General features: G+C 66.4%; 24 protein-coding genes. 10 read left to right on the forward strand and 14 right to left on the reverse strand.

Annotated elements, in window-relative coordinates; translation table 11 throughout:
• The 6 genes from QO207_RS28865 to dinG form a co-directional block, all read right to left on the reverse strand.
• The coding region (locus QO207_RS28865; protein ID WP_301535714.1) for a glycerate kinase at positions 1 to 163 on the reverse strand (163 nt) is incomplete at its 3' end.
• Positions 164 to 322: 159 nt separating this feature from the next.
• Positions 323 to 970 (reverse strand): pyridoxamine 5'-phosphate oxidase, encoded by a 648-nt coding sequence (gene pdxH, locus QO207_RS28870; protein ID WP_301535676.1) that lies wholly within the window; start codon positions 968 to 970, stop codon positions 323 to 325.
• Positions 971 to 1,078: 108 nt separating this feature from the next.
• Complete coding sequence (locus QO207_RS28875; protein WP_301535677.1) at positions 1,079 to 1,885, reverse strand: OmpA family protein; 807 nt, start codon at positions 1,883 to 1,885, stop codon at positions 1,079 to 1,081.
• A gap of 235 nt (positions 1,886 to 2,120) precedes the next feature.
• Positions 2,121 to 3,266 (reverse strand): serine hydrolase domain-containing protein, encoded by a 1,146-nt coding sequence (locus QO207_RS28880; RefSeq protein ID WP_301535678.1) that lies wholly within the window; start codon positions 3,264 to 3,266, stop codon positions 2,121 to 2,123.
• A gap of 117 nt (positions 3,267 to 3,383) precedes the next feature.
• The gene (locus QO207_RS28885; protein WP_301535679.1) at positions 3,384 to 5,663 is read right to left on the reverse strand and encodes a beta-galactosidase; all 2,280 of its coding nucleotides are present in this window, start codon (positions 5,661 to 5,663) and stop codon (positions 3,384 to 3,386) included.
• A gap of 79 nt (positions 5,664 to 5,742) precedes the next feature.
• Complete coding sequence (gene dinG, locus QO207_RS28890; protein ID WP_301535680.1) at positions 5,743 to 7,887, reverse strand: ATP-dependent DNA helicase DinG; 2,145 nt, start codon at positions 7,885 to 7,887, stop codon at positions 5,743 to 5,745.
• Between the two features lie 122 nt (positions 7,888 to 8,009).
• Between dinG and QO207_RS28895 the strand changes: the two genes are divergently transcribed.
• Positions 8,010 to 8,474: a CopD family protein gene (locus tag QO207_RS28895; RefSeq protein ID WP_301535681.1), complete on the forward strand. Its 465-nt coding sequence runs from the start codon at positions 8,010 to 8,012 to the stop codon at positions 8,472 to 8,474.
• A 65-nt stretch (positions 8,475 to 8,539) separates the two neighbouring features.
• On the opposite strand, the gene QO207_RS28900 is transcribed toward QO207_RS28895, so the two are convergent.
• From QO207_RS28900 to QO207_RS28910, 3 genes are all read right to left on the reverse strand, one after another.
• Positions 8,540 to 9,304, reverse strand: a complete 765-nt coding sequence (locus QO207_RS28900; protein ID WP_301535682.1) for a collagen-like protein — start codon at positions 9,302 to 9,304, stop codon at positions 8,540 to 8,542.
• Entirely contained in the window at positions 9,297 to 9,599 is a 303-nt protein-coding gene (locus QO207_RS28905; RefSeq protein ID WP_301535683.1) for a DUF1145 domain-containing protein, read from the reverse strand. The genes QO207_RS28900 and QO207_RS28905 overlap by 8 nt, the downstream gene beginning before the upstream one ends.
• Before the next feature lie 117 nt (positions 9,600 to 9,716).
• Entirely contained in the window at positions 9,717 to 10,349 is a 633-nt protein-coding gene (locus tag QO207_RS28910; RefSeq protein ID WP_301535684.1) for an OmpA family protein, read from the reverse strand.
• Positions 10,350 to 10,488: 139 nt separating this feature from the next.
• Here QO207_RS28910 and QO207_RS28915 point away from each other — a divergent pair, with 139 nt between their 5' ends.
• The 3 genes from QO207_RS28915 (at position 10,489) to QO207_RS28925 (ending at position 12,233) form a co-directional block, all read left to right on the forward strand.
• Complete coding sequence (locus tag QO207_RS28915) at positions 10,489 to 10,977, forward strand: DUF6231 family protein (protein ID WP_301535685.1); 489 nt, start codon at positions 10,489 to 10,491, stop codon at positions 10,975 to 10,977.
• A 2-nt stretch (positions 10,978 to 10,979) separates the two neighbouring features.
• Positions 10,980 to 11,453, forward strand: a complete 474-nt coding sequence (locus QO207_RS28920; RefSeq protein ID WP_301535686.1) for a YchJ family protein — start codon at positions 10,980 to 10,982, stop codon at positions 11,451 to 11,453.
• A gap of 153 nt (positions 11,454 to 11,606) precedes the next feature.
• Positions 11,607 to 12,233, forward strand: a complete 627-nt coding sequence (locus tag QO207_RS28925) for a trimeric intracellular cation channel family protein (protein WP_301535687.1) — start codon at positions 11,607 to 11,609, stop codon at positions 12,231 to 12,233.
• On the opposite strand, the gene QO207_RS28930 is transcribed toward QO207_RS28925, so the two are convergent.
• Entirely contained in the window at positions 12,234 to 12,797 is a 564-nt protein-coding gene (locus QO207_RS28930; RefSeq protein ID WP_301535688.1) for a hypothetical protein, read from the reverse strand.
• A 122-nt stretch (positions 12,798 to 12,919) separates the two neighbouring features.
• Between QO207_RS28930 and QO207_RS28935 the strand changes: the two genes are divergently transcribed.
• The 4 genes from QO207_RS28935 to QO207_RS28950 all read left to right on the forward strand — a co-directional run bounded on the left by QO207_RS28935 (position 12,920) and on the right by QO207_RS28950 (position 17,093).
• Positions 12,920 to 13,405: an LEA type 2 family protein gene (locus QO207_RS28935; protein ID WP_301535689.1), complete on the forward strand. Its 486-nt coding sequence runs from the start codon at positions 12,920 to 12,922 to the stop codon at positions 13,403 to 13,405.
• Positions 13,406 to 13,413: 8 nt separating this feature from the next.
• Complete coding sequence (locus tag QO207_RS28940) at positions 13,414 to 13,614, forward strand: SEC-C metal-binding domain-containing protein (RefSeq protein ID WP_301535690.1); 201 nt, start codon at positions 13,414 to 13,416, stop codon at positions 13,612 to 13,614.
• A 184-nt stretch (positions 13,615 to 13,798) separates the two neighbouring features.
• Positions 13,799 to 16,339 carry a penicillin acylase family protein gene (locus QO207_RS28945; protein ID WP_301535691.1) on the forward strand — a complete coding sequence of 847 codons (2,541 nt, stop codon included), beginning with the start codon at positions 13,799 to 13,801 and terminating at the stop codon, positions 16,337 to 16,339.
• 196 nt (positions 16,340 to 16,535) lie between these two features.
• Positions 16,536 to 17,093, forward strand: coding sequence for an AAA family ATPase (locus QO207_RS28950; protein WP_301535692.1), 558 nt, complete (start codon positions 16,536 to 16,538; stop codon positions 17,091 to 17,093).
• Here QO207_RS28950 and QO207_RS28955 read toward each other — a convergent pair.
• Complete coding sequence (locus QO207_RS28955) at positions 17,067 to 17,657, reverse strand: hypothetical protein (protein WP_301535693.1); 591 nt, start codon at positions 17,655 to 17,657, stop codon at positions 17,067 to 17,069. The genes QO207_RS28950 and QO207_RS28955 overlap by 27 nt on opposite strands.
• 24 nt (positions 17,658 to 17,681) lie before the next feature.
• Positions 17,682 to 18,248 (reverse strand): dCTP deaminase, encoded by a 567-nt coding sequence (dcd, locus tag QO207_RS28960; protein WP_017521037.1) that lies wholly within the window; start codon positions 18,246 to 18,248, stop codon positions 17,682 to 17,684.
• Positions 18,249 to 18,392: 144 nt separating this feature from the next.
• On the opposite strand from dcd, the gene QO207_RS28965 reads away from it, so the two are divergent.
• Complete coding sequence (locus QO207_RS28965) at positions 18,393 to 18,887, forward strand: rod shape-determining protein (protein WP_301535694.1); 495 nt, start codon at positions 18,393 to 18,395, stop codon at positions 18,885 to 18,887.
• A gap of 4 nt (positions 18,888 to 18,891) precedes the next feature.
• On the opposite strand, the gene QO207_RS28970 is transcribed toward QO207_RS28965, so the two are convergent.
• The gene (locus QO207_RS28970; RefSeq protein ID WP_301535695.1) at positions 18,892 to 19,506 is read right to left on the reverse strand and encodes a hypothetical protein; all 615 of its coding nucleotides are present in this window, start codon (positions 19,504 to 19,506) and stop codon (positions 18,892 to 18,894) included.
• 15 nt (positions 19,507 to 19,521) lie between these two features.
• Positions 19,522 to 20,616 carry an iron-sulfur cluster carrier protein ApbC gene (gene apbC, locus QO207_RS28975; protein WP_301535696.1) on the reverse strand — a complete coding sequence of 365 codons (1,095 nt, stop codon included), beginning with the start codon at positions 20,614 to 20,616 and terminating at the stop codon, positions 19,522 to 19,524.
• A gap of 210 nt (positions 20,617 to 20,826) precedes the next feature.
• On the opposite strand from apbC, the gene metG reads away from it, so the two are divergent.
• On the forward strand, positions 20,827 to 22,860 hold the full coding sequence (gene metG, locus QO207_RS28980; RefSeq protein ID WP_301535697.1) for a methionine--tRNA ligase: 2,034 nt from the start codon (positions 20,827 to 20,829) through the stop codon (positions 22,858 to 22,860).
• Positions 22,861 to 22,888 lie beyond the last annotated feature (28 nt).

A 22,888-nucleotide genomic window follows, 5' to 3' on the forward strand; every position in this document is an offset into this window, starting at 1 on the left:
CCGCCAGCACCGCATCCACCGTGCCTTCGCCACCGTCGACCATGGGCCGCAGCAGGGTTTCGTCACCGGGCCGGGCGCGCAGCCAGCCACGGGAAATGGCCTCGGCGACCTCGGGGGCGGAGAGGCTTTCCTTGAAGGAGTCGGGGGCAATGACGACTTTCATGGGGACAGGTCCGTTGTGCGGGAGGATGGAGGGCATCCTACACCGCGCAACAGGCAGACATGGTTCTGTAGGAGCGAGCTTGCTCGCGAACCACTTCAGCGAGACCTGGTTCGCGAGCAAGCTCGCTCCTACGAAAAACGCATCAGCACAACCAGCGGCTCAGGGCGCCAGGCGCTCGCGCACCCAGGCACCATTTTCGTTGCGGTAGTTGAGGCGATCGTGCAGGCGGCTCGGGCGCCCCTGCCAGAATTCGATGCGGCTCGGCAGTAGGCGGAAGCCGCCCCAGAAGTCCGGGCAGCTCGGCGCCTCGTCGGCAAAGCGCTGTTCGGTTTCCGCCAGCAGTTGCTCCAGTTCGCCACGGCCCTGGATCACCCGGCTCTGCGGCGAGGCCCAGGCACCCAGGCGGCTGCCCAGCGGGCGCACACGGTAGTAGGCGGCGGATTCCTCGGCGGAGACTTTCTCGATCCGGCCTTCGATACGCACCTGGCGCTCCAGCGCCGGCCAGAAGAAGGTCATGGCCGCCCGCGGGTTTTCCGTCAGTTGCTGGCCCTTGGCGCTTTCGTAGTTGCTGAAGAAGGTGAAGCCACGCTCGTCCAGGCCCTTGAGCAGGAGCACGCGGCAGTGCGGCTGGCCGTCGGCATCCGCAGTGGCGAGCATCATCGCGTTGGGTTCGACCGGCAGTTGCTCGGTCTTCACCGCGTCCTCGAACCACTGGCTGAACAGGCTGAACGGCTCGGCGGGCGCCTGGGCTTCGGTCAGTCCATCACGGGTGTATTCGCGGCGCATATCGGCCAGGGTCTGGGCCATCGGAAATCTCCTGCAGAAGAAGTCCTTAAGCTTATCCAGAGTTACGCCTTCGCGCTTGATCCACGACAAGCGTCATTCCTGCCGGAATGACGCTTTGTGCAGGGAGGCTCAGTTGGCCTGGGCGAGCGCCAGCAGGCTGGAGCGCTGGGTCACCAGCACTTCGACGCGGCGGTTCAGCGCGCGGCCTTCGGCGCTGGCGTTGTCGGCGCGCGGCAGGCTGGAGCCGACGCCCTTCAGGCGCAGGCGGTCGGCGCCCAGGCCGCTGAGGCGGAAGATCGAAGACACCGCCTGGGCACGCTGCAGGCTGACCTTGTCGTTGAGGTCCTTGGCGCCGCTGCTGTCGCTGTGGCCGAGCACCAGCACACCGCTTTCCGGGTCGTTCTGCAGCATCTTCGCCACGTTGCCCAGCGGCGCCAGGGTGATCGGCAGCAGCAGTTCAGGACGCTTGGGGTTGAACGAGCCGTCCACCGGGGCGATCAGTACCAGGGCATTGTCGCGGCGCTCGACGGTGAACTTGCTGCCGGCCACCGCTTCACGCAGGGATTTCTCGTGCTGGTCCAGCCACTCCTTGGTGACCTTGATCTCCTGCGGCTTGGCGGCCTTATCGGCGCTTGGCTGGCTGTCGCCGGCACCGAACGGCCACCACCAGTGGTCACCGGGTTGCTTGCTGCCGGCTTCGGCGACCTTGGGCGCTTCCACCGGCTTCTTCTGCTCGGCAGGAACGGCGGCGGTCACTTCCTCGTCGCCGCCGAAAAGCCACGTCCAGAGGCCACTGCCGGCAGCCGGTTTGGCAGCGGCGGCGCTGCTGTCCGCGGCCTTGGCCGGGTCCTGGGACTGGAACTGGCTGCAGGCGGACAGGCCGACGCAGAGGGCCAGGGCGGAGACTTTCAACGAATTCGAGAACAGCAGGTTCATGGGAGCGATTCCGTAGGGCCGGACATGAAGGAACACCGGGTGCGACAGGCAAGCGGTCGCGCCTCGACTTCAGCAATCAGCTTAAAAGTTGAGCATAACTTACTCAGTTGGAACGGAATTTTAATCCCGAACTGACGAGCGGCGCATGTCTCTGGCTGGGCGAGAGCCCCCCAGGACAGCGAAAGCGGACGACCTTAAGAAGACGCTGCGGGAGGAAGGTTCCTCCCGCCCGTCGCTACAGGCACTCGCCGGCCAGGCGCGCCAGCTGCTGGGCGCGCGGGTCCATGAGGACGTAGGGGCCGAGGGTGTTGACGACGAAGCCGAAGGCCAGCTCGCGTTCGGGGTCGGCAAAACCGATGGAGCCGCCGGCCCCCGGATGACCGAAGGCGCGCGGGCCGAGGCCGTAGGTGGCGTTGGCCACCTGCGGCTGGTCGAGCATGGTGCCCAGGCCGAAGCGCGTGCTGGTCAGCAAAGTGCGGTCGTCGCCCAGCGCATGCTCGCGGGTCAGTTCGGCGATCAGGGCATCATCCAGCAGCTTGCCCTGCAGCAGGCCGCTGTAGAAACCGGCCAGCGAGCGCGCATTGCCGTGGCCGTTGGCCGCCGGCTGCGACATGCGTCGCCACTCCGGCTTGTTGGTGCCGGTGAGCACCGACGGCGGGTTGGTGAAGGCGCGGGTGGAGAGCGCGGCGGCGTCGGTCATCATGGTCCGCAGCAGGCGTTGCGCGGCGGCATCGCCCAGGTTGCCCTTGCCGCGGGCGATATGCGCCACGCGGTGGAACTCGCTGTCGGCCAGACCGATGTGGAAATCCAGCCCGAGCGGTTCGGCGGTGCGCGCGATGATGGCGGCCCCCGGCTCACGACCGTCGACACGGCGGATCACTTCGCCCACCAGCCAGCCATAGGTGATCGGTGCGTAGCCGTGCTCGGCGCCCGGCGTCCACCAGGGCGTCTCGGCGGCCAGCGCGGCGGTCATCGTCGACCAGTCATACAGCGCCTCGGGCGCCAGCGGTTCGCGGATCGCAGGCAGGCCGGCGCGATGGCAGAGCAGCTGGCGCACGCTGATGTCCTGCTTGCCGGCATGGGCGAACTCCGGCCAGTAGCGTGCGACCGGTGCGTCCAGCTCCAGCTTGCCCTCCTCCACCAGTTGCAGGACGGCGACGGCGGCGAAGGTCTTGGTGCAGGAGAACAGGTTGAGCAGGGTGTCGGCCTGCCACTCCTGGCCCGGCTCCTTGCCCGCGCTGCCAGCCCAGAGATCGACCACGGTCTCGCCGCCGACCTGGATGCACAGCGCCGCGCCGCGTTCCTGCGGGTCCTCGAACAGCGCGCTGAAGGCATCGGCAAGCGGGGTGAAGCGCGGATCGCAGTGGCCGTTCAGGGTCATCTCAGGCTCCATCAATGCAAAAGGGGCGGAAGGCGCCATTCTTAGCAGCGCCCTCCGCCCCTGGGAACCCTGCCGAAGGCAGGGTGTGGTCTCACGAATGTCGGATCATCGTCAGGATCACTGATCCGAGTTCTGCTCCGTATCGTCGCTGTCGTCCGCTGGTGCCGGCTTCGGCTCGGGCTCGGCGGGCGCCTTGGCGGCGGCGCGGGCGAGTTCGTCGATGCCCTTGAGCGTCTGCTGGTTGGCCTTGCGCACCGCGTCGACGAAGCCGGTGAACGGCAGGTCGGTGATGCCGACCAGGCCGATGTGGCCGTTCTCGCCATCGAGCAGGCGGCCGGTGACGGGCTGGTCGAGGTACTGGAACCAGTGCGCGCCGACGATATTCGGCTGCTTCGCTGCCTCGGCGAGGAAGCGCTGGTAGGCCTCGCCACGCTGCTGCTCGTTGTAGACCTCGGCGACGCCGCCCCAGAACGGCCCGCGGTCGCGGGAGCCGAAGTGGAATTCGGTGATCAGCACCGGTTTGTCCAGGCCCTTCACGTAGCTGGCGTCGAAGCCCTGCTCGGGCAACGGCACGTAAAGGTTGAAGCTGAGGATGTCGCAGTACTGCGCGCAGGAGGCCAGCGCCTCGGGGGTGCTGACGGCGAAGCGCGGGCCGAGCAGCAGGTGGTTCGGCGCGTGCCACTGCAGCGAGTCCTTCAGCGTCTTGAAGTACTGGTCGGCGTACAGGCGCAGGAAGTTGCTGTAGTCCTCGGCGATGGCCGGGTGCGCTTCGCCGGGCAGCGGTGCCTGGTAGCCCGGCGCGTCAAGATCTTCCCAGGCGCCGAGCTGCACGCCCCAGGCCTCGGCCAGTTGCTCATGCTCCTTGTACTTGTCCTTGAGCTGCTTGATGAAGGCACGCTTGGCCGGGCTGTCGGTGGACAGCTTCAGCGCGCCGAAGGCCAGCGCGTAGTGCCCCTGGGCGTCATCGCTGCGGCCGGCCCAGGCCAGTTCGTTGTCGGCGTAGTAACCGAGCAGCCAGGCATCCTCGCGATGGTCGCGGGCGGCGATGGCGATGGCCCGCTCGGCGGCCATGGCGAAGCGCGGGTCGAACGGATCGGGCATGGCGCCCCACCAGTCGTAGCCGGTACTGACCGTGGCGTAGTCGCCGCTGATGGACAGCGGCACGCTGTAGGGCAGGCGCGGGTCGTCGGCGAAGGCCGGATCGCTCCAGTCGCCCAGGGTGTTGAAGCCCCAGGAGCCGAGGCGTTGCACGGTGCGCTCGCGCCAGGCGGCTGCGGCGGCATCGGCGTTCAGCCCACCGTCGGCGCGGAAGCGGTTGGCGGCGTAGAAGTCGAACCAGCGGCCATTGCCGAAGGCCCGGCCCTGCTGGGCACCGACGCCGCTGCGGTCGTCACGCTGGCCGTAGAAGACGGCCAGCGGCTCGTCCTCCTTGGGCAGGCTGGCGAACATGTACTCGCGGCCTTCCACGTAGGTCTGGCTGCTGTCGGCGTTCACCGCGTTGACGCCCATGGACCAGAACGAATGCCCTTCTGGTGTCACCAGCCACCAGCGGCCGTTGCGCTTTTCGGTGCGGAAGAAGCCGGTGCCTTCGAACGCCGGGCCATCCAGCAGACCGCCAAAGGCGTCACGGCCGGGCGCCGGCTGCCACTTCTTCAGCTGCTCGCCTTCGGCCTTCCAGGCGCTGGCCAGTTGCTCGGGGCTCTTGACCTTTTCCGGCCAGTCGCTGCGGGTGGACTGGCCGAAGCCGTCGACGATGCCGGTGTAGGCCTTGTGGTATTCGTCGTTGCCGGCACGGGTGCCGAAGCGGCCGACGAGGATGTCCTGGGCGGCCTTGGGCGAAGTGAGGAACAGCTTCACCGCGCCGACCTGGCTGCGGTTCAGCTCACCGGTCACCTTGCTCGCCAGCAGCAGGCGCTGGCCGTCCTGGGTGACAGGCATCGGTACGCCGGCGCGCATGCCGAAGTTTTCCGGGGCAGTGGCCTGCAGCGGGACCACCAGGGTCTGCGCCGGGCCGGGCGGCAGGGCGATGCTGGTGCGCAGGCCGGGAGCGCCGTTGATACCTTCGATCTCCACTTCCAGGGTGATCGCCCAGTCCATGGCGTTCTGGATGCGCAGGCTCATGCTGTCGGCCTGCGACCAGTCCCAGCTGCCGCTGGATGGCGCCAGGCGCAGGGTCGGCTGCGGCGCCGGGTTGAAGTTCACCCGGCGCAGGATCTCGCCCTCGGGCGTGGCCTCGGCGGTGGAGCTGGGCAGGTCGGCGTTCTGCGTGGTGATCGAGACCACGGCCATCGGCTTGACGAAGTTGAACAGGGTTTCATTGCCGCCGGCCGACCAGGCCGGGGCACTGGCAATGGCCAGGCTGAGCAGCAGCGGCAGATGCCAACGCGGAGCGATCATGTGTTCGGGTCCTTGCAGCACGCCCGCCGAGCGACGGGCGTTCGTTTGACAGCCAGCGCGGGAGCAAGCTCCCGCACACTCAAGCGATTTCGCGGCGGAACGGGGGTAGCGCGTTCAGAATCGCCTTGCCGTAGCGCTGCGTCACCACGCGGCGGTCCAGCAGCGTGATGGTGCCGCGGTCCTGTTCGGTGCGCAGCAGGCGCCCACAGGCCTGCACCAGGCGCAGCGAAGCGTCGGGCACGGCAATCTCCATGAACGGGTTGCCGCCGCGGGCCTCGATCCATTCCGACAGTGCCGCTTCCACCGGGTCATCCGGCACGGCGAAGGGAATCTTGGCGATCACCACGTGCTCGCAGTAGGCGCCAGGCAAGTCCACTCCCTCGGAGAAGCTGGCGAGGCCGAACAGCACGCTCGGCTCGCCGTCGTCGACCCGCGAGCGGTGCTTGTTCAGGGTTTCCTGCTTGGACAGGTTGCCCTGGATCAGCACGCGCTTGCGCCAGTCGCGGTCCAGGCCGTCGAAGACTTCCTGCATCTGCTTGCGCGAGGAGAACAGGATCAGCGAGCCGCGCGAGCCTTCGACGATCTCCGGCAGCTCGCGGATGATCGCCGCGGTGTGGGCGGCGGCATCACGCGGGTCGGCCTTGAGGTCGGGCACGCGCAGCACGCCGGCATCGGCGTGATGGAACGGGCTCGGTACCACGGCGGTAACGGCCGCGCGCGGCAGGCCGGCGCGCATGCGGTAGCGGTCGAAGGTGCCCAGCGCGGTGAGCGTCGCGGAGGTCACCAGCACGCCGTAGGCCACGTTCCACAAGTTGCGGCGCAAGGTCTCGGCGGCGAGGATCGGGCTGGCATTGGCCTCGATGTCGTAGAAGGTGCCGCTCTCGGCGAGGGTCAGCCAGCGCGCCATCGGCGGGCTGTCTTCCGGGTCTTCGCTGGTGAAGGCGGTCCAAAGCTCCCAGTTGCCCTGGGCGCGGGACAGCAGGCTGCCGAACAGCGGGTACCACTCCTCGGCCTGGTGGCTGGCGATGCCGACGCTGCCCTCCCCGTCCATGGCTTCCTTGAGCAGTTCGGTGAGACGGGTGAAGAGGTCGGTGAGCTTGGAGAAGCCCTTTTTCAGCTCGATGCCCATCTCGCGGATGTGCTCGGGGATCACCCCGCCGACGAAGCGATGGCGTGGTCGCTCGCGGCCTTCCATGTCCTCGCCGGCACGGAAGTCGCCGACTTCCTCGCAGGCGGTGAACATGAACTGCTGGTGCGTGCGCAGCTCGCGGGCCAGCTCCGGCACCTGCTCGATCAGGCGGCCGAGGTCGCCGGGCAGCGGGTTCTGCGCCAGCAGCTTGGTCAGGTTCTTTTCCACCTGGCCCAGCCAGTCGGCGGTGGCGCGCAGGCGGGTGAAGTGGGCGAAATGGCCGATGGCCTTGTCCGGCAGGTGGTGGCCTTCGTCGAACACGTAGAGCGTGTCGCGCGGGTCCGGCAGGATCGCCCCGCCGCCCAGCGCCAGGTCGGCCAGCACCAGGTCATGGTTGGTGACGATCACGTCGACCTTGGTCATGCCTTCGCGCGCCTTGTAGAAAGCGCACTGCTGGAAGTTCGGGCAATGGCGGTTGGTGCACTGGCTGTGGTCGGTGGTGACCTGCGCCCACTGCGCGTCCTCGATGGCCTCGGGCCAGGAGTCGCGGTCGCCGTCCCAGCGGTTGCCGGCCAGGCGCTCGATCATCTGGTTGAACAGCTTGCTGGAGGTCTCGTCGACGTCGATGCGGAAGCCTTCTTCCTCGAACAGCTGGGCGGTGGCGCTCTGCGCCTGGCCTTCCTGCAGCAGGTGGTCGAGCTTGGACAGGCACATGTAGCGCCCGCGGCCCTTGGCCAGGGCGAAGCTGAACGACAGGCCGGAGTTGCGCAGCAGGTCGGGCAGGTCCTTGTGAACGATCTGCTCCTGCAGGGCGACGGTGGCGGTGGCGACTACAAGACGCTTGCCGGCGGCCTTGGCGCAGGCGATGGCGGCGAGGCTGTAGGCGACGGTCTTGCCGGTGCCGGTGCCGGCTTCCACGGCAACCACGGCGGCATCGCCCAGGCGATGGCCTTCCTCGTCGCTGGCGATGGTCCCCAGGACCTTGGCGACTTCGGCGATCATCAGGCGCTGGCCGTAGCGCGGCTTGAGTTCCTTGGCCTCGAGGAAGCGCGAGTAGGCGCCCTGGATCGTGCCTTTGAGTTCGGTGCTGAGCATGGACTTCCCGGGCCCCGGAGGCGCCCTGCGGGACACATCCGGATGCTGGATAAATTTTCAGTGGTTCGAATCGGCGGCTATGATAGCGCGCTTGTCTTCAATCGCCAGCGGAGATCGTCCGAATGACACCCTTTGCCTTCGTCTATGCCCTGCACGTCCTGGCCGCCCTGGTCTGGGTCGGCGGCATGTTCTTCGCCTGGATGGTCCTGCGTCCGGCCGCCGTCGCCGCGCTGGAAGCCCCGCCCCGGCTGAAGCTGTGGCTGGAGGTGTTCCCGCGCTTCTTCCTCTGGGTATGGGCGGCGGTGATCGTGCTGCCGGTGACCGGCGTGGGCATGCTGCACCTGAGCTTCAACGGCATGGCCGGCGCGCCGCGCTATGTGCAGGTGATGATGGGGCTGTATGTGGCGATGCTGGCGCTGTTCCTGCGCATCGTCGCACTGCAGCTGCCGGAGCTGCGCCGCGCCGTGGACGCCGAGGACTGGCCGGCCGGCGGCGCCGCGCTGGGCAAGATCCGCAAGACCGTGGGCCTGAACCTGCTGATCGGCATGGCGCTGGTGGCGTTCGTCGCCGCGCGTCCGCACTGGTAAGGTCCGCACTGCCAATAAAAAAGCCCGCCAGGTCTACCGGGCGGGCTTTTTTTGCAGGTGCTGACTCAGAAGCGCTTCACGTCCAGACGGCCTTCACCGCCCTTGGAACCTTCCGCACCGCCCTGGCCTTCCGTGCCAGGCTTCTCGCCCGCCACCGAGTAGAACCAGCAGCCCTTCTCACTGCTGCGCGAGCCAGCCTTGCCAGGCTTGCCGCCAGCACCACCGGCACCGCCTTCCAGACGCACGCGAACCTTCTCGACGTCGAACTGCTCCGGGACTTCCAGGCGCACCACGCCGCCGGACGCGCCCTGCTGGCCGTCAGCGCCGTTCTGCCCGTCACCGGCAGAACGCCCGCTGCCCCACAGGCAACCGGGGGTCTGCGCGCTGCCGCCGTCCAGGCCGTCATAGCCCGGAGCGCCGACACCACCACGGACGTCGATCAGCAGGTTCTCCACCGCTACATCGTGGAGCCGTAGCACCAGGTTGCGGCCGCCGCTGGCAGGTTTCTCGAAGCTGCCGGAGCTACCTTGCGCGGCGATCACGCTGCCGTCGGCCAGGTTGCCGTGCTGCACGTCGATCTGCAGCGCCTCGCTGCCGGGGAACACACCGATCCGTGCATTCTTCGCCAGGTCCAGCTCGCCGATCTTCAGCTCCTTCACCCGCGACGGAATCAGCAGCGCGCCCTCGGGGCCGACGCTGATGCGGTCCAGGCTCAGGCTGTCGCCCTTCACCGGCAGGCGCAGCACGGTATTGGCCTCCACCGTGACCGTCCCGGCGGCGGAACAGGTCAGCGGCGCGAGCAGCGCCAACCCCAGCAACGACTTACGCATGGGTATCTCCTTCTACTTTTGCGGATTCGGGTTGCGGCTGTGCAGGAGCCGGCAGGCCAGCGAAATGAAAGGCGCCGAACAGCAGGATCTGCAGGCGGTCGATGCCCGGATGCGGGCGGCCGCGCAGGCGCTTGCCCAGGGCCAGGACTTCGAGGATGTGGATCAGCAGGATCAGCGCGCCGGCCGCATTGAGCAGCGTGCTGAAGGGATGTGCGAAGGGTTGCAACAGGTTGGCCAGCACCGCCAGCCAGAACAGCAGGGCAATCAACTTGCCCAGCCCCAACACTGCTTTCATGGAATGCCCCCGGATTTTCTTTGCCGGGGAACATACGCCTTAGCCCCGGCCGATGCCAGTGGCGGCGGGAATGACAAAGGGGGCCAAGTGGCCCCCTTTGCGGACATCACACCAAAGTTACTGGCGGGTGATCTTGATTTCCACGCGACGGTTCTCGGCGCGGCCTTCCTTGGTCTTGTTGTCCGCAACCGGCTGGCTCTCGCCATAACCGACCACCGACTTGATGCTGCTGGCGGGCACGCCGGCATCGACCAGGTAATTGGACACGGCGTTGGCACGGCGCTCGGACAGTTTCTGGTTGTAGGCGTCGGTACCGATGCTGTCGGTATGGCCGCCAATGTTCAGCTCGGTGCTCGCGGCCTCGCCTTTCAGGCGGGTAGCGATGGTGTCGAGCTTGTCCTTGTCCTGCGCATCGATCTTCGACGAGTCGAAGGCGAAGTGCAGGTCACGCACGACGATGGTTTCTTCCTTGGGCAGCGGAGCCGGAGCCGGTTCCGGAGCCGGAGCGGGCGGCGGGACCTCGGCCACTTGCTCTGCGGCGCCATGCACCCAGCAATAGGACGCACCCAGCACACCACCGATCAGGGCTCCCCAGCCAGCCCATGCGCTGCTTTCGATGGAACCCAGACCTGCGCCACCGACACCGCCAACCACGGCGCAAGTCGGCCAGTCGGACTTCTGCAACCCTGCGCAGCCGGTGAGCAACGTGCTTACCAGCAGCAGGGGTAAAGCGGTCCTTTTGATGCTCATAAAGTTAAGTCTCCTCTAATGATCGGGTCTTGACCGACAATTACCGAGTAAAGACGTGACTGACAGAATGCGCCAGCACTAGGCCATATGGGTGTCACACGCTAGTCTTCGTTCATTATTTTTTGCATCGACGAGCCCCATGATTTCATCACGCACGCCGCAACAAGCCCTCGCCGCCCTGCTCGATCGCTACGCTCCGCAGCGCCTGCTGCTGGTGGGCGCCAGCCAGATTCCGGCGGTGGATGCCTTCCTCGCGGCGCACCCGGATTGCGAACTGTTCCACGCCGACGCCGGGGCGCTGCCGCCTGAGCTGGCCGGCCAGCGCTACGACCTCGCGCTGCTGGCCGACTGCCTGGAACACCTGCCGCGGCGCGAAGCGCAGCAACTGGTGGGCGGCATCCGCAACCTCAATAGCAGTCGCGTGGCGGTGCTGGTCGACCTCGATGCCGCGCAGGCGCAGGACGCCGACTTCTATGCCCTGGCCATGCAGGCCAGCGAGCGCTTCCAGCGCGACGCCCAGGTGATCACCCTGTTCACCTACGATCTGCACGAATACAAGCAGGTCCCGGACTGGCTCAACGCGAAGTTCTGGGCCAATCCGCAAAACTTCGGGAAGTACTGGTGGTGACCATGATCGAACCGACCTGTCCCTGCGGCAGCGGCCGTCCGCTGCCCSACTGCTGCGGGCGCCTGCACGCCGGCCAGAGCGCGCCGACCGCCGAGGCGCTGATGCGCTCGCGCTACAGCGCCTACGTGCTCGGCCTGGTGGACTACTTGCACGACACCACGCTGCCGGCCCAGCAACCGGGCCTGGACCTGGATGCCATCCGCAGCTGGAGCCTTGGCAGCACCTGGCTGGGCCTGGAGGTGGTCAGCCATGAGGTTCTCGGCGGCCAGCCGGAGCACGCGCGGGTAACCTTCATCGCCCGCTGGCACGACGCTGCGGGCGAGCACAGCCACCGCGAATGCTCGGGGTTCGTCCAGCGCGAAGGTCGCTGGTACTTCCTCGACCCCACGGTGCCGATGAAACTCGGGCGCAACGATCCGTGCCCCTGCGGCGCCGGCGGGAAGCTGAAGAAATGCTGCGGTCCCTGGATTGAATAGGACAGGATTGAATAGGCCAGGATCGAGTTGGACAGCATCGAGTGAGGCGCCAACTTGCACCCCTTGGGGGCGCTCGGTGTCTGGGCTAGAATCCGCGCTTTTTTCCGGGGCGGCGGTGATTCGTCGCACCGGCTACCCCTGCCGGACCTCGCCATGCTGCTGACCGTTCTCTACATCATCGCCATCACCGCCGAAGCCATGACCGGCGCGCTGTCCGCCGGGCGGCGCAGCATGGACCTGTTCGGCGTGGTGCTGGTGGCCTGCGTCACCGCCCTGGGTGGTGGCTCGGTGCGCGACATGCTGCTGGGGCACTACCCGCTGACCTGGGTGCGCCACCCCGAGTACCTGGCGCTGACCGCCGGCGCCGCGCTGTTCACCGTGTTCATAGCGCCGCTGATGCGCCACCTGCGCTCGATGTTCCTCGCGCTGGACGCCGTGGGCCTGGTGGCCTTCACCCTGATTGGCTGCCAGGTCAGCCTGGAGATGGGCCACAGCCTGCTGATCGCCGCCGTGAGCGGGGTGATCACCGGGGTCTTCGGCGGCATCCTGCGGGACATCTTCTGCAACGACGTACCGCTGATCTTCCGCCGCGAGTTGTACGCCAGCGTGTCCTTCGCCAGCGCCTGGTGCTACCTGATCTGCCTGCAGCTCGACCTGCCCAAGGAACAGGCCATGCTGATCACCCTGTCCGCCGGCTTCCTGTTCCGCATGCTGGCAATCCGCTTCCGCTGGGAAATGCCCAAGTTCGTCTACAAGGACGACCCGCACCAGGGCGACTGATCAGTCCGCAAGCTTAAGATGGCTGGTGTCCGGCGCAGGCCCTGTCGGTGCCGGCTTGGCCTGACCCATGTCGCTGCCCACCGGGGCAACGCTGAACTGGCTCAGGTCCACCCGCGGCGCCTGGGCCTCGGGCTTCTCGTCCTGCAGGTCGGAGCCCACCGGGGCCAGGCCGAAGTCCGGCGCCTCGACATCGGCAAAAGCCGCCATGTACTCATCGCGCGGTGCCACCTTCAGGCGACCCTGCGGCGCGGCCTCGGCTACCGCAGCCGGGCGCACAGGCGCGGCCACCGGCTCGGCGGAAGGCGGCGGCGCCAGTTCGATTTCCTCGATCTGCGCGTCCATGTCGACCACTTCAACGACGGCGCCGGCGCGCTCGATCACGCTGCGGTACTTTTCCGCAGCCTCCGCGTCGAGGTTGTTCTTGATCACCATGCGGCGGCCGGAGAACAGCAGCGCGATACGCTGGGCGTCGGCCTGGAACAGCTTGGCCAGGTTGGCTTTCACCGTGTCCAACTGGGCACCCGGCACCGTCTGGCCGGAGAAAGCAATCTCATAGCGGCTCATCTTCACTCTCCTGTGTTAACCCGCCGGTTACATTCGGCCAGTATGGTGCAGCTTCTTTTAACGTAACAACAACTTGCAGCCGAGCAGGTGCTTGGTACACTGGGGCGTCTTGAGGGGTAGACATGAATTATCAGGCGCAAATGATAAGAATTCTCAGCCTGATCTGGCTGTTCGGTCTCGTATCGGGCTGTAGCTGGATGGCTGGCGATTTCCAGCAGCCCGACGTGAAGCTGCAAAAGGTCGACGTCGTGAAGGCCCGCTTGCTGGAGCAGGAATTCGTCCTGCACTTCCGCATCGACAATCCGAATGACTTCAGCCTCCCGGTTCGCGGCCTGGCCTACAAGGTCAAGCTCAATGATGTCGATCTCGCCGAGGGCGAGTCGAATAACTGGTTCACAGTGCCGGCCAATGGTCATGAAACCTTCGAAGTACCGGTGACCACCAACCTGTGGCGGCACATGAAGTACATCGTCAAGCTGCTGGAAGACCCGGACAAGCCGATCCAGTACAGCCTCACCGGTGAGGTGAAGACCGGCCTGCTGTTCGGACAGAGCGTGCACATCGCCCGCAATGGCGAGATAATTCCCGGCGATTTCATCCCCGAGTGAGCGTCACCATGAGCCAGGAACCCCACGTACACGGTCCGAACTGCAACCACGACCACGATCATGACCACCACCATGACCATGGCCACGTGCACGGCCCGCACTGCAACCACAACCACGAGCCGGCGCGTAACCCGCTCAAGGACGTGGGCCGCAACGATCCTTGCCCCTGCGGCAGCGGCAGCAAGTACAAGAAGTGCCACGGCGCCTGACCCAGGCCCCGAGCACCGCGAAGAAGGCCCGCCCAGCGCGGGCCTTCTGCTGTCTGGCACGACTATCGACCCATCACTGAAAATCCCGCCGCGCGTGGCTTGCACAGCTATCCTCGGCTCACTAACGTAGCGCGCTTCAAGCGACCTCTTTCAAGCGACCACCTTTGTGCAGGAGCACATCCCCATGGCCCCGCGAGCCTTCCGCCGGCTTCCCAGCTTCGGCCTTGCCGCCACCCTCAGCGCCGCTGTCAGCCTCAGTGGCTGCCAGGGCTGGCTCAACGACCGCTATTCCGACAGCCTGCCGCCCAGCTATGGCGTGCAGCCGATCAAGGGCCTGGCGGACAACGTATCGATCCGCCGCAACAGCCTGGGGATGCCGCTGATCGAGACCAGCACCTTCCACGATGCGCTGTTCACCCTGGGCTACGTGCATGCCAGCGACCGCATCAGCCAGATGGTCGGCCTGCGCCTGATGGCCCAGGGACGCCTGTCCGAGATGGTCGGCCCCGGCGCCCTGGAAACCGACCGTTTCATGCGCACGGTAAACCTGAAGAAAGCCGCCGACGCGCTGTATGCCGGTTCCTCGCCGCGCCTGAAGCGCTTCTTCGAGACCTACGCGCGCGGCGTCAACGCCTACCTGTACCGCTACCGCGACAAGCTGCCGATGGACCTGGCCGAGTCCGGCTACCGGCCCGAATACTGGAAGCCGGAAGACTCCGCGCTGGTCTTCAGCCTGCTGAATTTCGGCCTGGCGGTGAACCTGCAGGAGGAAATCGCCTCCCTGGTGCTCGCGCAGAAGGTCGGCGCCGACAAGCTGCCCTGGCTGACGCCGATCTACCCGGACGAAGCGCTGCCCTTCGAGGAAGCCGAGAAGCTCAAGGGCCTGCGCCTGGACGGCAAAATCGCTGGCCTCGACGCCCTCGACCGCGCCGCCGGGCAGGTCGCCTCGCTGCAGATGATGGGCGTCGCCGCTTCCAACAACTGGGCCATCGCCCCGCAGCGCACCCGCAGCGGCAAGAGCATCCTGGCCAACGACACCCACCTGCCGCTGTCCATGCCTTCGGTGTGGAACTACGTGCAGATCCGCTCGCCCAAGTACAACGCCGCAGGTGTCTCCATCGCCGGCGTGCCGGGCGTGGTCGCCGGCTTCAACGGCAAGCTGGCCTGGGGCATGACCATGGTCATGGGCGACAACCAGGACCTCTTCCTCGAACAGGTGAAACGCCAGGGCAGCAAGCTCTACTACCTCGCCGACGGCCAGTGGAAGCCCGCCATCGAGCGCAACGAGACCTTCTTCATCAAGGGCCAGAGCCCGATCCGCGAAGTCATCTACGAAACCCGCCACGGCCCGCTGCTGAACAGCGCGCTGGGCGAGCGCAAGCAGGACCTGCAACCGCTGCCGCTGTCCAGCGGCTACGGCATCGCCTACCAGAGCATCCAGGGCGAGACCGATCGCACCCTCGACGCCTTCTTCGACCTGTCCCGCGCGAAGAACGTCGAGCAGGCCTTCGACGCCACCCGCGACGTGCGCGCCATGGCGCTGAACATCGTGTTCGCCGACGAGAAACACATCGGCTGGCAGGTCACCGGGCGCTTCCCCAACCGCAAGGAAGGCCGTGGCCTGTTGCCCTCCCCCGGCTGGGACGGGCGCTATGACTGGGACGGCTACGCCGACCCGATCCTGCACCCGTCCGACCAGGACCCGGCGCAAGGCTGGCTGGGCACCGCCAACCACCGCAGCGTGCAGCCGGGCTACGGCGCGCAGCTGTCCAGCTCCTGGTACTACCCGGAGCGCTACGAGCGCATCGCCCAGCTCGCCGGCGGCAGCAAGAGCCACGACTACCGCAGCATGATCGCCATGCAGTACGACCAGACCACGCCGTTCGCCGGCAAGCTGCAGGCGATGTTCGACGCGCCGGGCATGGCCCAGCCGCTGAAGAAAGCCATCGACGCCCTGCCCGCCGACCAGCGCGCCCGCGCCCGCGAAGCGCTGGACCGGATCATGGCGTTCGACGGCAAGCTCGCCGCCACCTCCGGCGACGCCGCGCTCTACGAAGCCTTCCTGCAGGAAAGCGCCAAGCAGATCTTCCTCGACGAACTGGGCCCGGAAGACAGCCCCTCGTGGAAGGCCTTCGTCGAGACCGCCAACCTCTCCTACTCGGCCCAGGCCGACCATCTGCTGGGCCGCGACGACAGCCCGTTCTGGGATGACACGCGCACCCCGCAGAAGGAAGACAAGCCGGCGATCCTCGCCCGCAGCCTGGCCGCCGCCACCGCCTTCTGCGAGCAGAAGCTGGGCAGCGACCGCCGCGCCTGGCAATGGGGCAAGCTGCACACCTACGAGTGGGTCAGCGACAGCACCAAGATGGCGCCCAACCTCAGCGCCGGCGAACGCGCCAGCCTGGGCGCGATCAAGGGCTACCTGGACCGCGGCCCCTACCCGGCCGGCGGCGACCACAGCACGCTGAACGTCTCGGCCTACCACTGGGGCCAGGACTTCAACACCTGGCTGATCCCGGCCATGCGCCTGGTCGTCGACTTCGGCCAGAGCGAGCCGATGATGGGCCTCAACAGCAGCGGCCAGTCCGGCAACCCGGCCAGCCCGCACTATGCCGACGGCATCGACGCCTGGCTGAAGGGCAACTACATGAGCTTCCCCTTCCAGTCGCAGAACCTGGAGAAGGTCTACGGCGTGAAGCGCCTGACGCTGGTGCCGGAGAAGTGATGATCTGAAAAATATTTCCGGGGACCGGGAACTTGGCTCCCGCCCCGGAATCAGAATTGTTGACTTACTCCATGATCATATTCAGGCACCCTCTGGGTGCCTTTCTTTTTTCCCCGCCCCGCTTCCGCTGTACTGCCCTTCGCAAGACCTTTCCCCGGCCGTTACTCCCGCATCCTTTCACCCAGGAGTCATCGCCATGTCCGAATCCCTCATCGTCATCACCGGCGGCCCCGGCACCGGCAAGAGCACGCTGCTCGAACATCTGCACCAGCATCACGGCCTGAACATCGTCGAGGAAGGCGGCCGCGCCATCATCCGCGAGCAACTGGCCCGTGGTGGCGATGCTCTGCCGTGGGCAAACCGCGAGGCCTTCTGCCAAGCGATGTTCGAGCACGCGCTGACGACGCGCCAGCGGGCGCTCGATGCGGGAGGACTGTGGCTGTTTGATCGCGGCCTGCCCGACGTGCTGGGGTACGCGCGACTCTGCGGCCTGGTGGTTCCGGACCCGCTGAAAACTGCCGCACGGGAACTGCGCTACGAACCAACCGTATTCCTGGCGCCCGCATGGGAAGCCATCTACTGCAACGACGCCGAACGCCGGCAGGACTTTGCCGAAGCGCAGCGAACCGCGGCGGTGATGACCGAGGTGTACGAAGAACTGGGCTATCGCGTCGTGCCGTTGCCGCTCGCAGAGGTGGAGGAGCGCGCGGCTTTCATGCTGGAAGTGCTAGGGACGGCTCATCACGCCCATTGAAGCCGCAGCGGCAGGCGGTTCGGCAATGCTCACGCTGAGGGACACCACGACCTGCCGGCTCTCGCCCTGGATGCCGTAGTCCTCGGAATTGCCGTAGCCCAGCCAGATTTCGCTGCCGTCGCGTACACGGATATCGGACAGTTCGTCGCCGTCGCCCTCCAGGCCGTTGAGCCAGCCCGAAGCTGCGCCACGCTCCTGGCCCAGGTGCAGCTTGCCGTCCACGGCGAAGGTCAGCGGGTCCTTGCCCGGCTCGACCTGGCTCAGCCAGCCGAGGTACAGCGACGACGTGAACCGGCTGTGCAGCCAGCAGCGCACTTCAGTCAGGCGCTGCCCCTTGAACACCAGCAGCGTGGCGTTGCCGTAGAGCAGGCCTTGCTGACCGCCAAGCATGGGCAGGCGCGCCGTGGGCTCACCCAGGCGTTCGACGAATTGGTTCAGGGGAGCGTTGGATGGCAGGCCGAGCACTTCGCCACCAGGGGTGACATTCAGTTCGGCGGCCGCCAGATGGCCGCTGGCGCCGAGCAACAGGGCGCACAGCAGGCCCCGCAATCCTTGCGAGGTCATGTCCGTTTTCTCTCTGAGTGGTGATCAGGCCTTGGGCAGGGTGACGCCGGTCTGGCCCTGGTACTTGCCGCCGCGATCGCGGTAGGACACTTCGCAGGCTTCGTCCGACTGCAGGAACAGCATCTGCGCCACGCCTTCATGGGCGTAGATCTTCGCCGGCAGGTTGGTGGTGTTGGAGAATTCCAGGGTCACGTGGCCTTCCCACTCCGGTTCCAGCGGGGTCACGTTGACGATGATGCCGCAGCGCGCGTAGGTGCTCTTGCCCAGGCAGATGGTCAGCACGTCACGCGGGATGCGGAAGTACTCGACGGTGCGGGCCAGGGCGAAGGAGTTCGGCGGGATGATGCAGACGTCGCTGTTGATGTCGACGAAGCTCTTCTCGTCGAAGTTCTTCGGGTCGACCACGGCCGAGTGGATGTTGGTGAACACTTTGAATTCGGCGGCGCAGCGTACGTCGTAGCCGTAGCTGGAAACACCGTAGGAAATCACCCGGCTGTCATCGGCACCGCGAATCTGGCGCTCGACGAACGGCTCGATCATGCCGTGTTCCTGAGCCATGCGGCGAATCCACTTGTCCGATTTGATGCTCATGGCGGGTGTCCTGTGCGGCGGTTGAAAAAAGAAGGCGAATCTTACCGGGCGTCACAATTTCCAGCAAAGGGTGCGGCCGGATGGTCGACGGCCTTCGGTGGATTTCCGTAACCTGCGCCGCACTGACTCAAGGAAGAGCTCCGCATGCTTGATCATTTTTTGCCCACTATCTACCTGAAAATTTCCCGCCACTGGGTCAGCGGTGTAGTGCTGCCCTCCGGCCAGGTGTTCGGCGAACCGCCGCTACTGGCCTTGCGCTACGAAAACACCAAGCCCGTGATCCTCGCCTCCGGCGAGGCGGCACAGCAGTTGAAAGGCCAGGAAGGCGTCGAGGTGCTCAACGGCTTCGATCATCCACGGACCCTGCTGGCGAATTTTTCCATCGGCGAGAAGACCTTGCAGCTGCTGTTCCGGCGCCTGCTGCCCAAATCCCTGTTCATGGCCAAGCCGGTGGTGATCGTGCACCTGCAGGAGCACCTCGAAGGCGGACTGACCCAGGTCGAGGCCCGCGGATTCAGTGAGCTCTGCCGCAGCGCCGGCGCACGCAAGGTGCGTGTCTGGACCGGACGCGAGCTCACTCTGGACGAACTACGCTCCGGCCAGTTTCCTGCCGGCGCCGGTACGGAGTGGCCGCTATAAGTTCTCAGGGCAACCAGGCTGTGTGCAACTTGCGCTGGTCCACCGAAAAGCGCAGCCAGTCTTCAGCGTAGGCGTCAGCGCAATCGCACTCGGCGCCAGGTACAGCCTCGCGCACCAGGCGCAGGTCGACGCCTTCGGGAGACTGGCGCACGACCAGGCTGGCAGTCTTCAGCAAGCCTTCCACGGCGCCGGGGTCGCCCAGGCGCTTGTCCAGCACCTGCAGAGTGGCGAGATCCAGCAGCAGCGCATCGACCACCGGCAGGCCGGGGCGGTTGTCGCGCACTACCAGCAGCAGGCCGAGGCCCTTGCCCATGTCCAGCAGCGGCACTGGGTCGCAGGCGCTCTGCGGGCTGCCGAGCAAACCGGTGGCGTGGTAGAGGGCGGGAGGTAGTGGCAGCGGCACGCTGGAGCCATCGGCCCGGCGCGCCTGCACGGCCATGTCGTCCTCGAAGGCATCGCCCGAGGCGGAGCGGAAGTCCAGGGTCACGGGCTGGCCGCCGATCACGCACTGAGCCTGCCAGTCGGCAGAATCCTCGTCGGCGCCCCAGGCCTGCGAACCAGCGAGGCCCATGCACGCCGCCAGCAGCCAGCCGGCGGCGGTTTTCGCATCCTTGCGCATGGCAGTCCCTGCGTATCAGTCGTCGCTGATGGAGATGTTCGGCATGTCCGGCGCGGCCTTCTCGCTCAGGGCGATACGGGCGCCGACGCAGCGGGCCATTTCCTGGTAGATCATCGCCAGCTGACTTTCCGGGTCGGCGATCACGGTGGGCTTGCCACCGTCGGCCTGCATGCGGATGGCCATGGACAGCGGCAGCGATGCCAGCAGCTCCACACCATACTGCGCCGCCAGCTTCTCGCCGCCGCCTTCGCCGAACAGGTGCTCGGCATGGCCGCAGTTGGAGCAGATGTGCACGGCCATGTTCTCGACCACGCCCAGCACCGGAATGTTGACCTTGCGGAACATCTCCACGCCTTTCCTGGCGTCGAGCAGGGCCAGGTCCTGCGGGGTGGTGACGATCACCGAGCCGGCCACCGGGACTTTCTGCGCCAGGGTCAGCTGGATGTCGCCGGTGCCCGGCGGCATGTCGATGACCAGGTAATCCAGGTCGTTCCAGGCGGTCTGCGTAATCAGCTGCAGCAGCGCGCCGGAAACCATCGGGCCGCGCCAAACGACCGGGGTGTTGTCGTCGGTGAGGAAGGCCATGGACATGACTTCGACGCCGTGAGCTTCCAGCGGGATGAACCACTTCTGCTCGCGAATTTTCGGCCGGGTGCCTTCGGGGATGCCGAACATGATGCCCTGGCTCGGGCCATAGATGTCGGCGTCGAGGATGCCGACCTTGGCGCCTTCGCGGGCCAGCGCCAGCGCGAGGTTGGCGGCGGTGGTGGACTTGCCCACGCCGCCCTTGCCGGAGGCCACGGCGATGATGTTCTTGACGTTGCTCATCCCCGGCACCTGGGCCTGGGCCTTGTGCGCGGCGATGTGGGTTTCCACCTTGACCTGGGCCGAGTCGACGCCATCCAGCGCTTCCAGGGCCATCTGCACGGTCTGCGCGAGGCCATTCTTGAACAGCCCGGCGGCGTAGCCCAGCTCCAGGGTCAGCGCGACGCGCCCGCCCTGGATGTCCAGTTCGCGCAGGTAGCCGGCGTCCAGCAGGTTCTGGCCGGTGTGAGGGTCGTTGATCTGGCGGAGAAGGTTTTCCACCGTGGCTCGGTTGGCGGCGCCCATGGGTACTCCCGATGAAAGACTGAGCAGAATAGGCGGGCATTCTAACAGCAGCGACCCGCTTCAGGCTGCAGGCTTCAGGTGCGGCGCATCGCATCACCTGGCTCCTGCCTGCCGCCTGTGACCTGCCGCCTGTAGCCCGTTCTGGCCTGCCACAGGTCGCTTCCTATATAGTTGCCGATTCCCTCGTTTTAACCGGAACGGCCGATCATCATGTCCGAAGCCCGCAAGATCCTCGTCACCAGCGCCCTGCCCTACGCCAATGGTTCGATCCACCTGGGTCACATGCTGGAGTACATCCAGACCGACATCTGGGTGCGCTTCCAGAAGATGCGTGGCAACCAGGCGGTGTACGTGTGCGCGGACGATGCCCACGGCTCGGCCATCATGCTGCGCGCCGAACGCGAAGGCATCACCTCCGAGCAACTGATCGATGGCGTGCGCGCCGAGCACATGGCCGACTTCGCCGACTTCCAGGTGAACTTCGACAACTACCACTCGACCCACTCGGAAGAGAACCGCGAGCTGTCCTCGGCCATCTACCTGAAGCTGCGCGAGGCCGGCCACATCGCCACCCGCMCGGTGACCCAGTACTTCGACCCGGAAAAGCAGATGTTCCTGGCCGACCGCTTCATCAAGGGCACCTGCCCGAAGTGCGGCACCGCCGACCAGTACGGCGACAACTGCGAAGCCTGCGGCGCGACCTACGCCCCGACCGAGCTGAAGGATCCGAAATCGGCGATCTCCGGCGCCACCCCGGTGCTCAAGGAGTCGCTGCACTACTTCTTCAAGCTGCCTGACTTCCAGGAGATGCTGCAGCAGTGGACCCGCAGCGGCACCTTGCAGGACTCGGTCGCCAACAAGCTCGCCGAGTGGCTGGATGCCGGCCTGCAGGAGTGGGACATCTCCCGCGACGCGCCCTACTTCGGCTTCGAGATTCCCGACGCGCCGGGCAAGTACTTCTACGTCTGGCTGGACGCGCCGATCGGCTACATGGCCAGCTTCAAGAACCTCTGCGCGCGCCGCCCGGAGCTGGACTTCGACGCCTACTGGAAAGAAGGCTCCGAGGCCGAGCTGTACCACTTCATCGGCAAGGACATCGTCAACTTCCACGCGCTGTTCTGGCCCGCCATGCTCCAGGGCGCCGGCTACCGCAAGCCGACCGCGGTCAACGTGCACGGCTACCTGACCGTCAACGGCCAGAAGATGTCCAAGTCGCGCGGCACCTTCGTCAAGGCGCGCACCTACCTGGACCACCTGGACCCGGAATACCTGCGCTACTACTACGCCTCCAAGCTGGGCCGCGGCGTCGACGACCTCGACCTGAACCTCGAAGACTTCGTGCAGAAGGTCAACTCCGACCTGGTCGGCAAGGTGGTCAACATCGCCAGCCGTTGCGCCGGCTTCATCCACAAGGGCAACAACGGCCTGCTGGCGGACGCCAACCCGGCGCCGGAACTGGCCCAGGCCTTCAAGGACGCCGCGCCGAGCATCGCCGCCGCCTACGAAGCCCGTGACTTCGGCCGCGCCATGCGCGAGATCATGGCCCTGGCCGACCAGGCCAACGCCTGGATCGCCGACAAGGCCCCGTGGTCGCTGAACAAGCAGGAAGGCAAGCAGGATGAAGTCCAGGCCATCTGTGCCCTGGGCGTGAACCTGTTCCGCCAGCTGGTGATCTTCCTCAAGCCCGTGCTGCCGAAGCTGGCCGAAGCCGCCGAAGCCTTCCTCAACGTCGCCCCGCTCAAGTGGGCCGACCATGAGCAACTGCTGGCCAACCACCAGCTGAACCCGTTCAACCCGCTGATGACCCGTATCGAGCCTGCGAAAATCGAAGCCATGATCGAAGCCTCCAAGGAAGACCTCGCCGCCGCCAACAAGCCTGCCGGCAATGGCGAACTGACCAAGGACCCGCTGGCCGCGGAGATCAACTTCGACGCCTTCGCCGCCGTGGACCTGCGCATCGCGCTGATCGAGAAGTGCGAGTTCGTCGAGGGCGCCGACAAGCTGCTGCGCCTGTCCCTGGACATCGGCGACGAGAAGCGCAACGTGTTCTCCGGCATCAAGAGCGCCTACCCGGACCCGAGCAAGCTCGAAGGCCGCCTGACCCTGTACGTGGCTAACCTGGCCCCGCGCAAGATGAAGTTCGGCGTCTCCGAGGGCATGGTCCTGGCCGCCGGCCCCGGCGGTGAGGAAATCTACCTGCTGAGCCCGGACAGCGGCGCCAAGCCCGGCCAGCGCGTCAAGTAAGACGACTCATCACGGCAAGGAGGCCATC

This window comes from Pseudomonas sp. CAN1 (assembly GCF_030462585.1).
GTDB lineage: Bacteria > Pseudomonadota > Gammaproteobacteria > Pseudomonadales > Pseudomonadaceae > Pseudomonas.

Excerpts from the sequence above, each read along its gene's own strand:
- QO207_RS28885 (WP_301535679.1), bottom strand. The coding sequence starts at position 5,663 with ATGATCGCTCCGCGTTGGCATCTGCCGCTGCTGCTCAGCCTGGCCATT.
- QO207_RS28935 (WP_301535689.1), top strand. The coding sequence starts at position 12,920 with ATGAATTATCAGGCGCAAATGATAAGAATTCTCAGCCTGATCTGGCTG.
- pdxH (WP_301535676.1), bottom strand. The coding sequence starts at position 970 with ATGGCCCAGACCCTGGCCGATATGCGCCGCGAATACACCCGTGATGGA.
- QO207_RS28965 (WP_301535694.1), top strand. The coding sequence starts at position 18,393 with ATGCTTGATCATTTTTTGCCCACTATCTACCTGAAAATTTCCCGCCAC.
- apbC (WP_301535696.1), bottom strand. The coding sequence starts at position 20,616 with ATGGGCGCCGCCAACCGAGCCACGGTGGAAAACCTTCTCCGCCAGATC.
- QO207_RS28925 (WP_301535687.1), top strand. The coding sequence starts at position 11,607 with ATGCTGCTGACCGTTCTCTACATCATCGCCATCACCGCCGAAGCCATG.
- QO207_RS28945 (WP_301535691.1), top strand. The coding sequence starts at position 13,799 with ATGGCCCCGCGAGCCTTCCGCCGGCTTCCCAGCTTCGGCCTTGCCGCC.
- QO207_RS28880 (WP_301535678.1), bottom strand. The coding sequence starts at position 3,266 with ATGACCCTGAACGGCCACTGCGATCCGCGCTTCACCCCGCTTGCCGAT.
- QO207_RS28900 (WP_301535682.1), bottom strand. The coding sequence starts at position 9,304 with ATGCGTAAGTCGTTGCTGGGGTTGGCGCTGCTCGCGCCGCTGACCTGT.
- QO207_RS28895 (WP_301535681.1), top strand. The coding sequence starts at position 8,010 with ATGACACCCTTTGCCTTCGTCTATGCCCTGCACGTCCTGGCCGCCCTG.
- QO207_RS28940 (WP_301535690.1), top strand. The coding sequence starts at position 13,414 with ATGAGCCAGGAACCCCACGTACACGGTCCGAACTGCAACCACGACCAC.
- QO207_RS28915 (WP_301535685.1), top strand. The coding sequence starts at position 10,489 with ATGATTTCATCACGCACGCCGCAACAAGCCCTCGCCGCCCTGCTCGAT.
- QO207_RS28910 (WP_301535684.1), bottom strand. The coding sequence starts at position 10,349 with ATGAGCATCAAAAGGACCGCTTTACCCCTGCTGCTGGTAAGCACGTTG.
- dinG (WP_301535680.1), bottom strand. The coding sequence starts at position 7,887 with ATGCTCAGCACCGAACTCAAAGGCACGATCCAGGGCGCCTACTCGCGC.
- QO207_RS28970 (WP_301535695.1), bottom strand. The coding sequence starts at position 19,506 with ATGCGCAAGGATGCGAAAACCGCCGCCGGCTGGCTGCTGGCGGCGTGC.
- dcd (WP_017521037.1), bottom strand. The coding sequence starts at position 18,248 with ATGAGCATCAAATCGGACAAGTGGATTCGCCGCATGGCTCAGGAACAC.
- QO207_RS28955 (WP_301535693.1), bottom strand. The coding sequence starts at position 17,657 with ATGACCTCGCAAGGATTGCGGGGCCTGCTGTGCGCCCTGTTGCTCGGC.
- QO207_RS28930 (WP_301535688.1), bottom strand. The coding sequence starts at position 12,797 with ATGAGCCGCTATGAGATTGCTTTCTCCGGCCAGACGGTGCCGGGTGCC.
- QO207_RS28875 (WP_301535677.1), bottom strand. The coding sequence starts at position 1,885 with ATGAACCTGCTGTTCTCGAATTCGTTGAAAGTCTCCGCCCTGGCCCTC.
- QO207_RS28905 (WP_301535683.1), bottom strand. The coding sequence starts at position 9,599 with ATGAAAGCAGTGTTGGGGCTGGGCAAGTTGATTGCCCTGCTGTTCTGG.
- QO207_RS28950 (WP_301535692.1), top strand. The coding sequence starts at position 16,536 with ATGTCCGAATCCCTCATCGTCATCACCGGCGGCCCCGGCACCGGCAAG.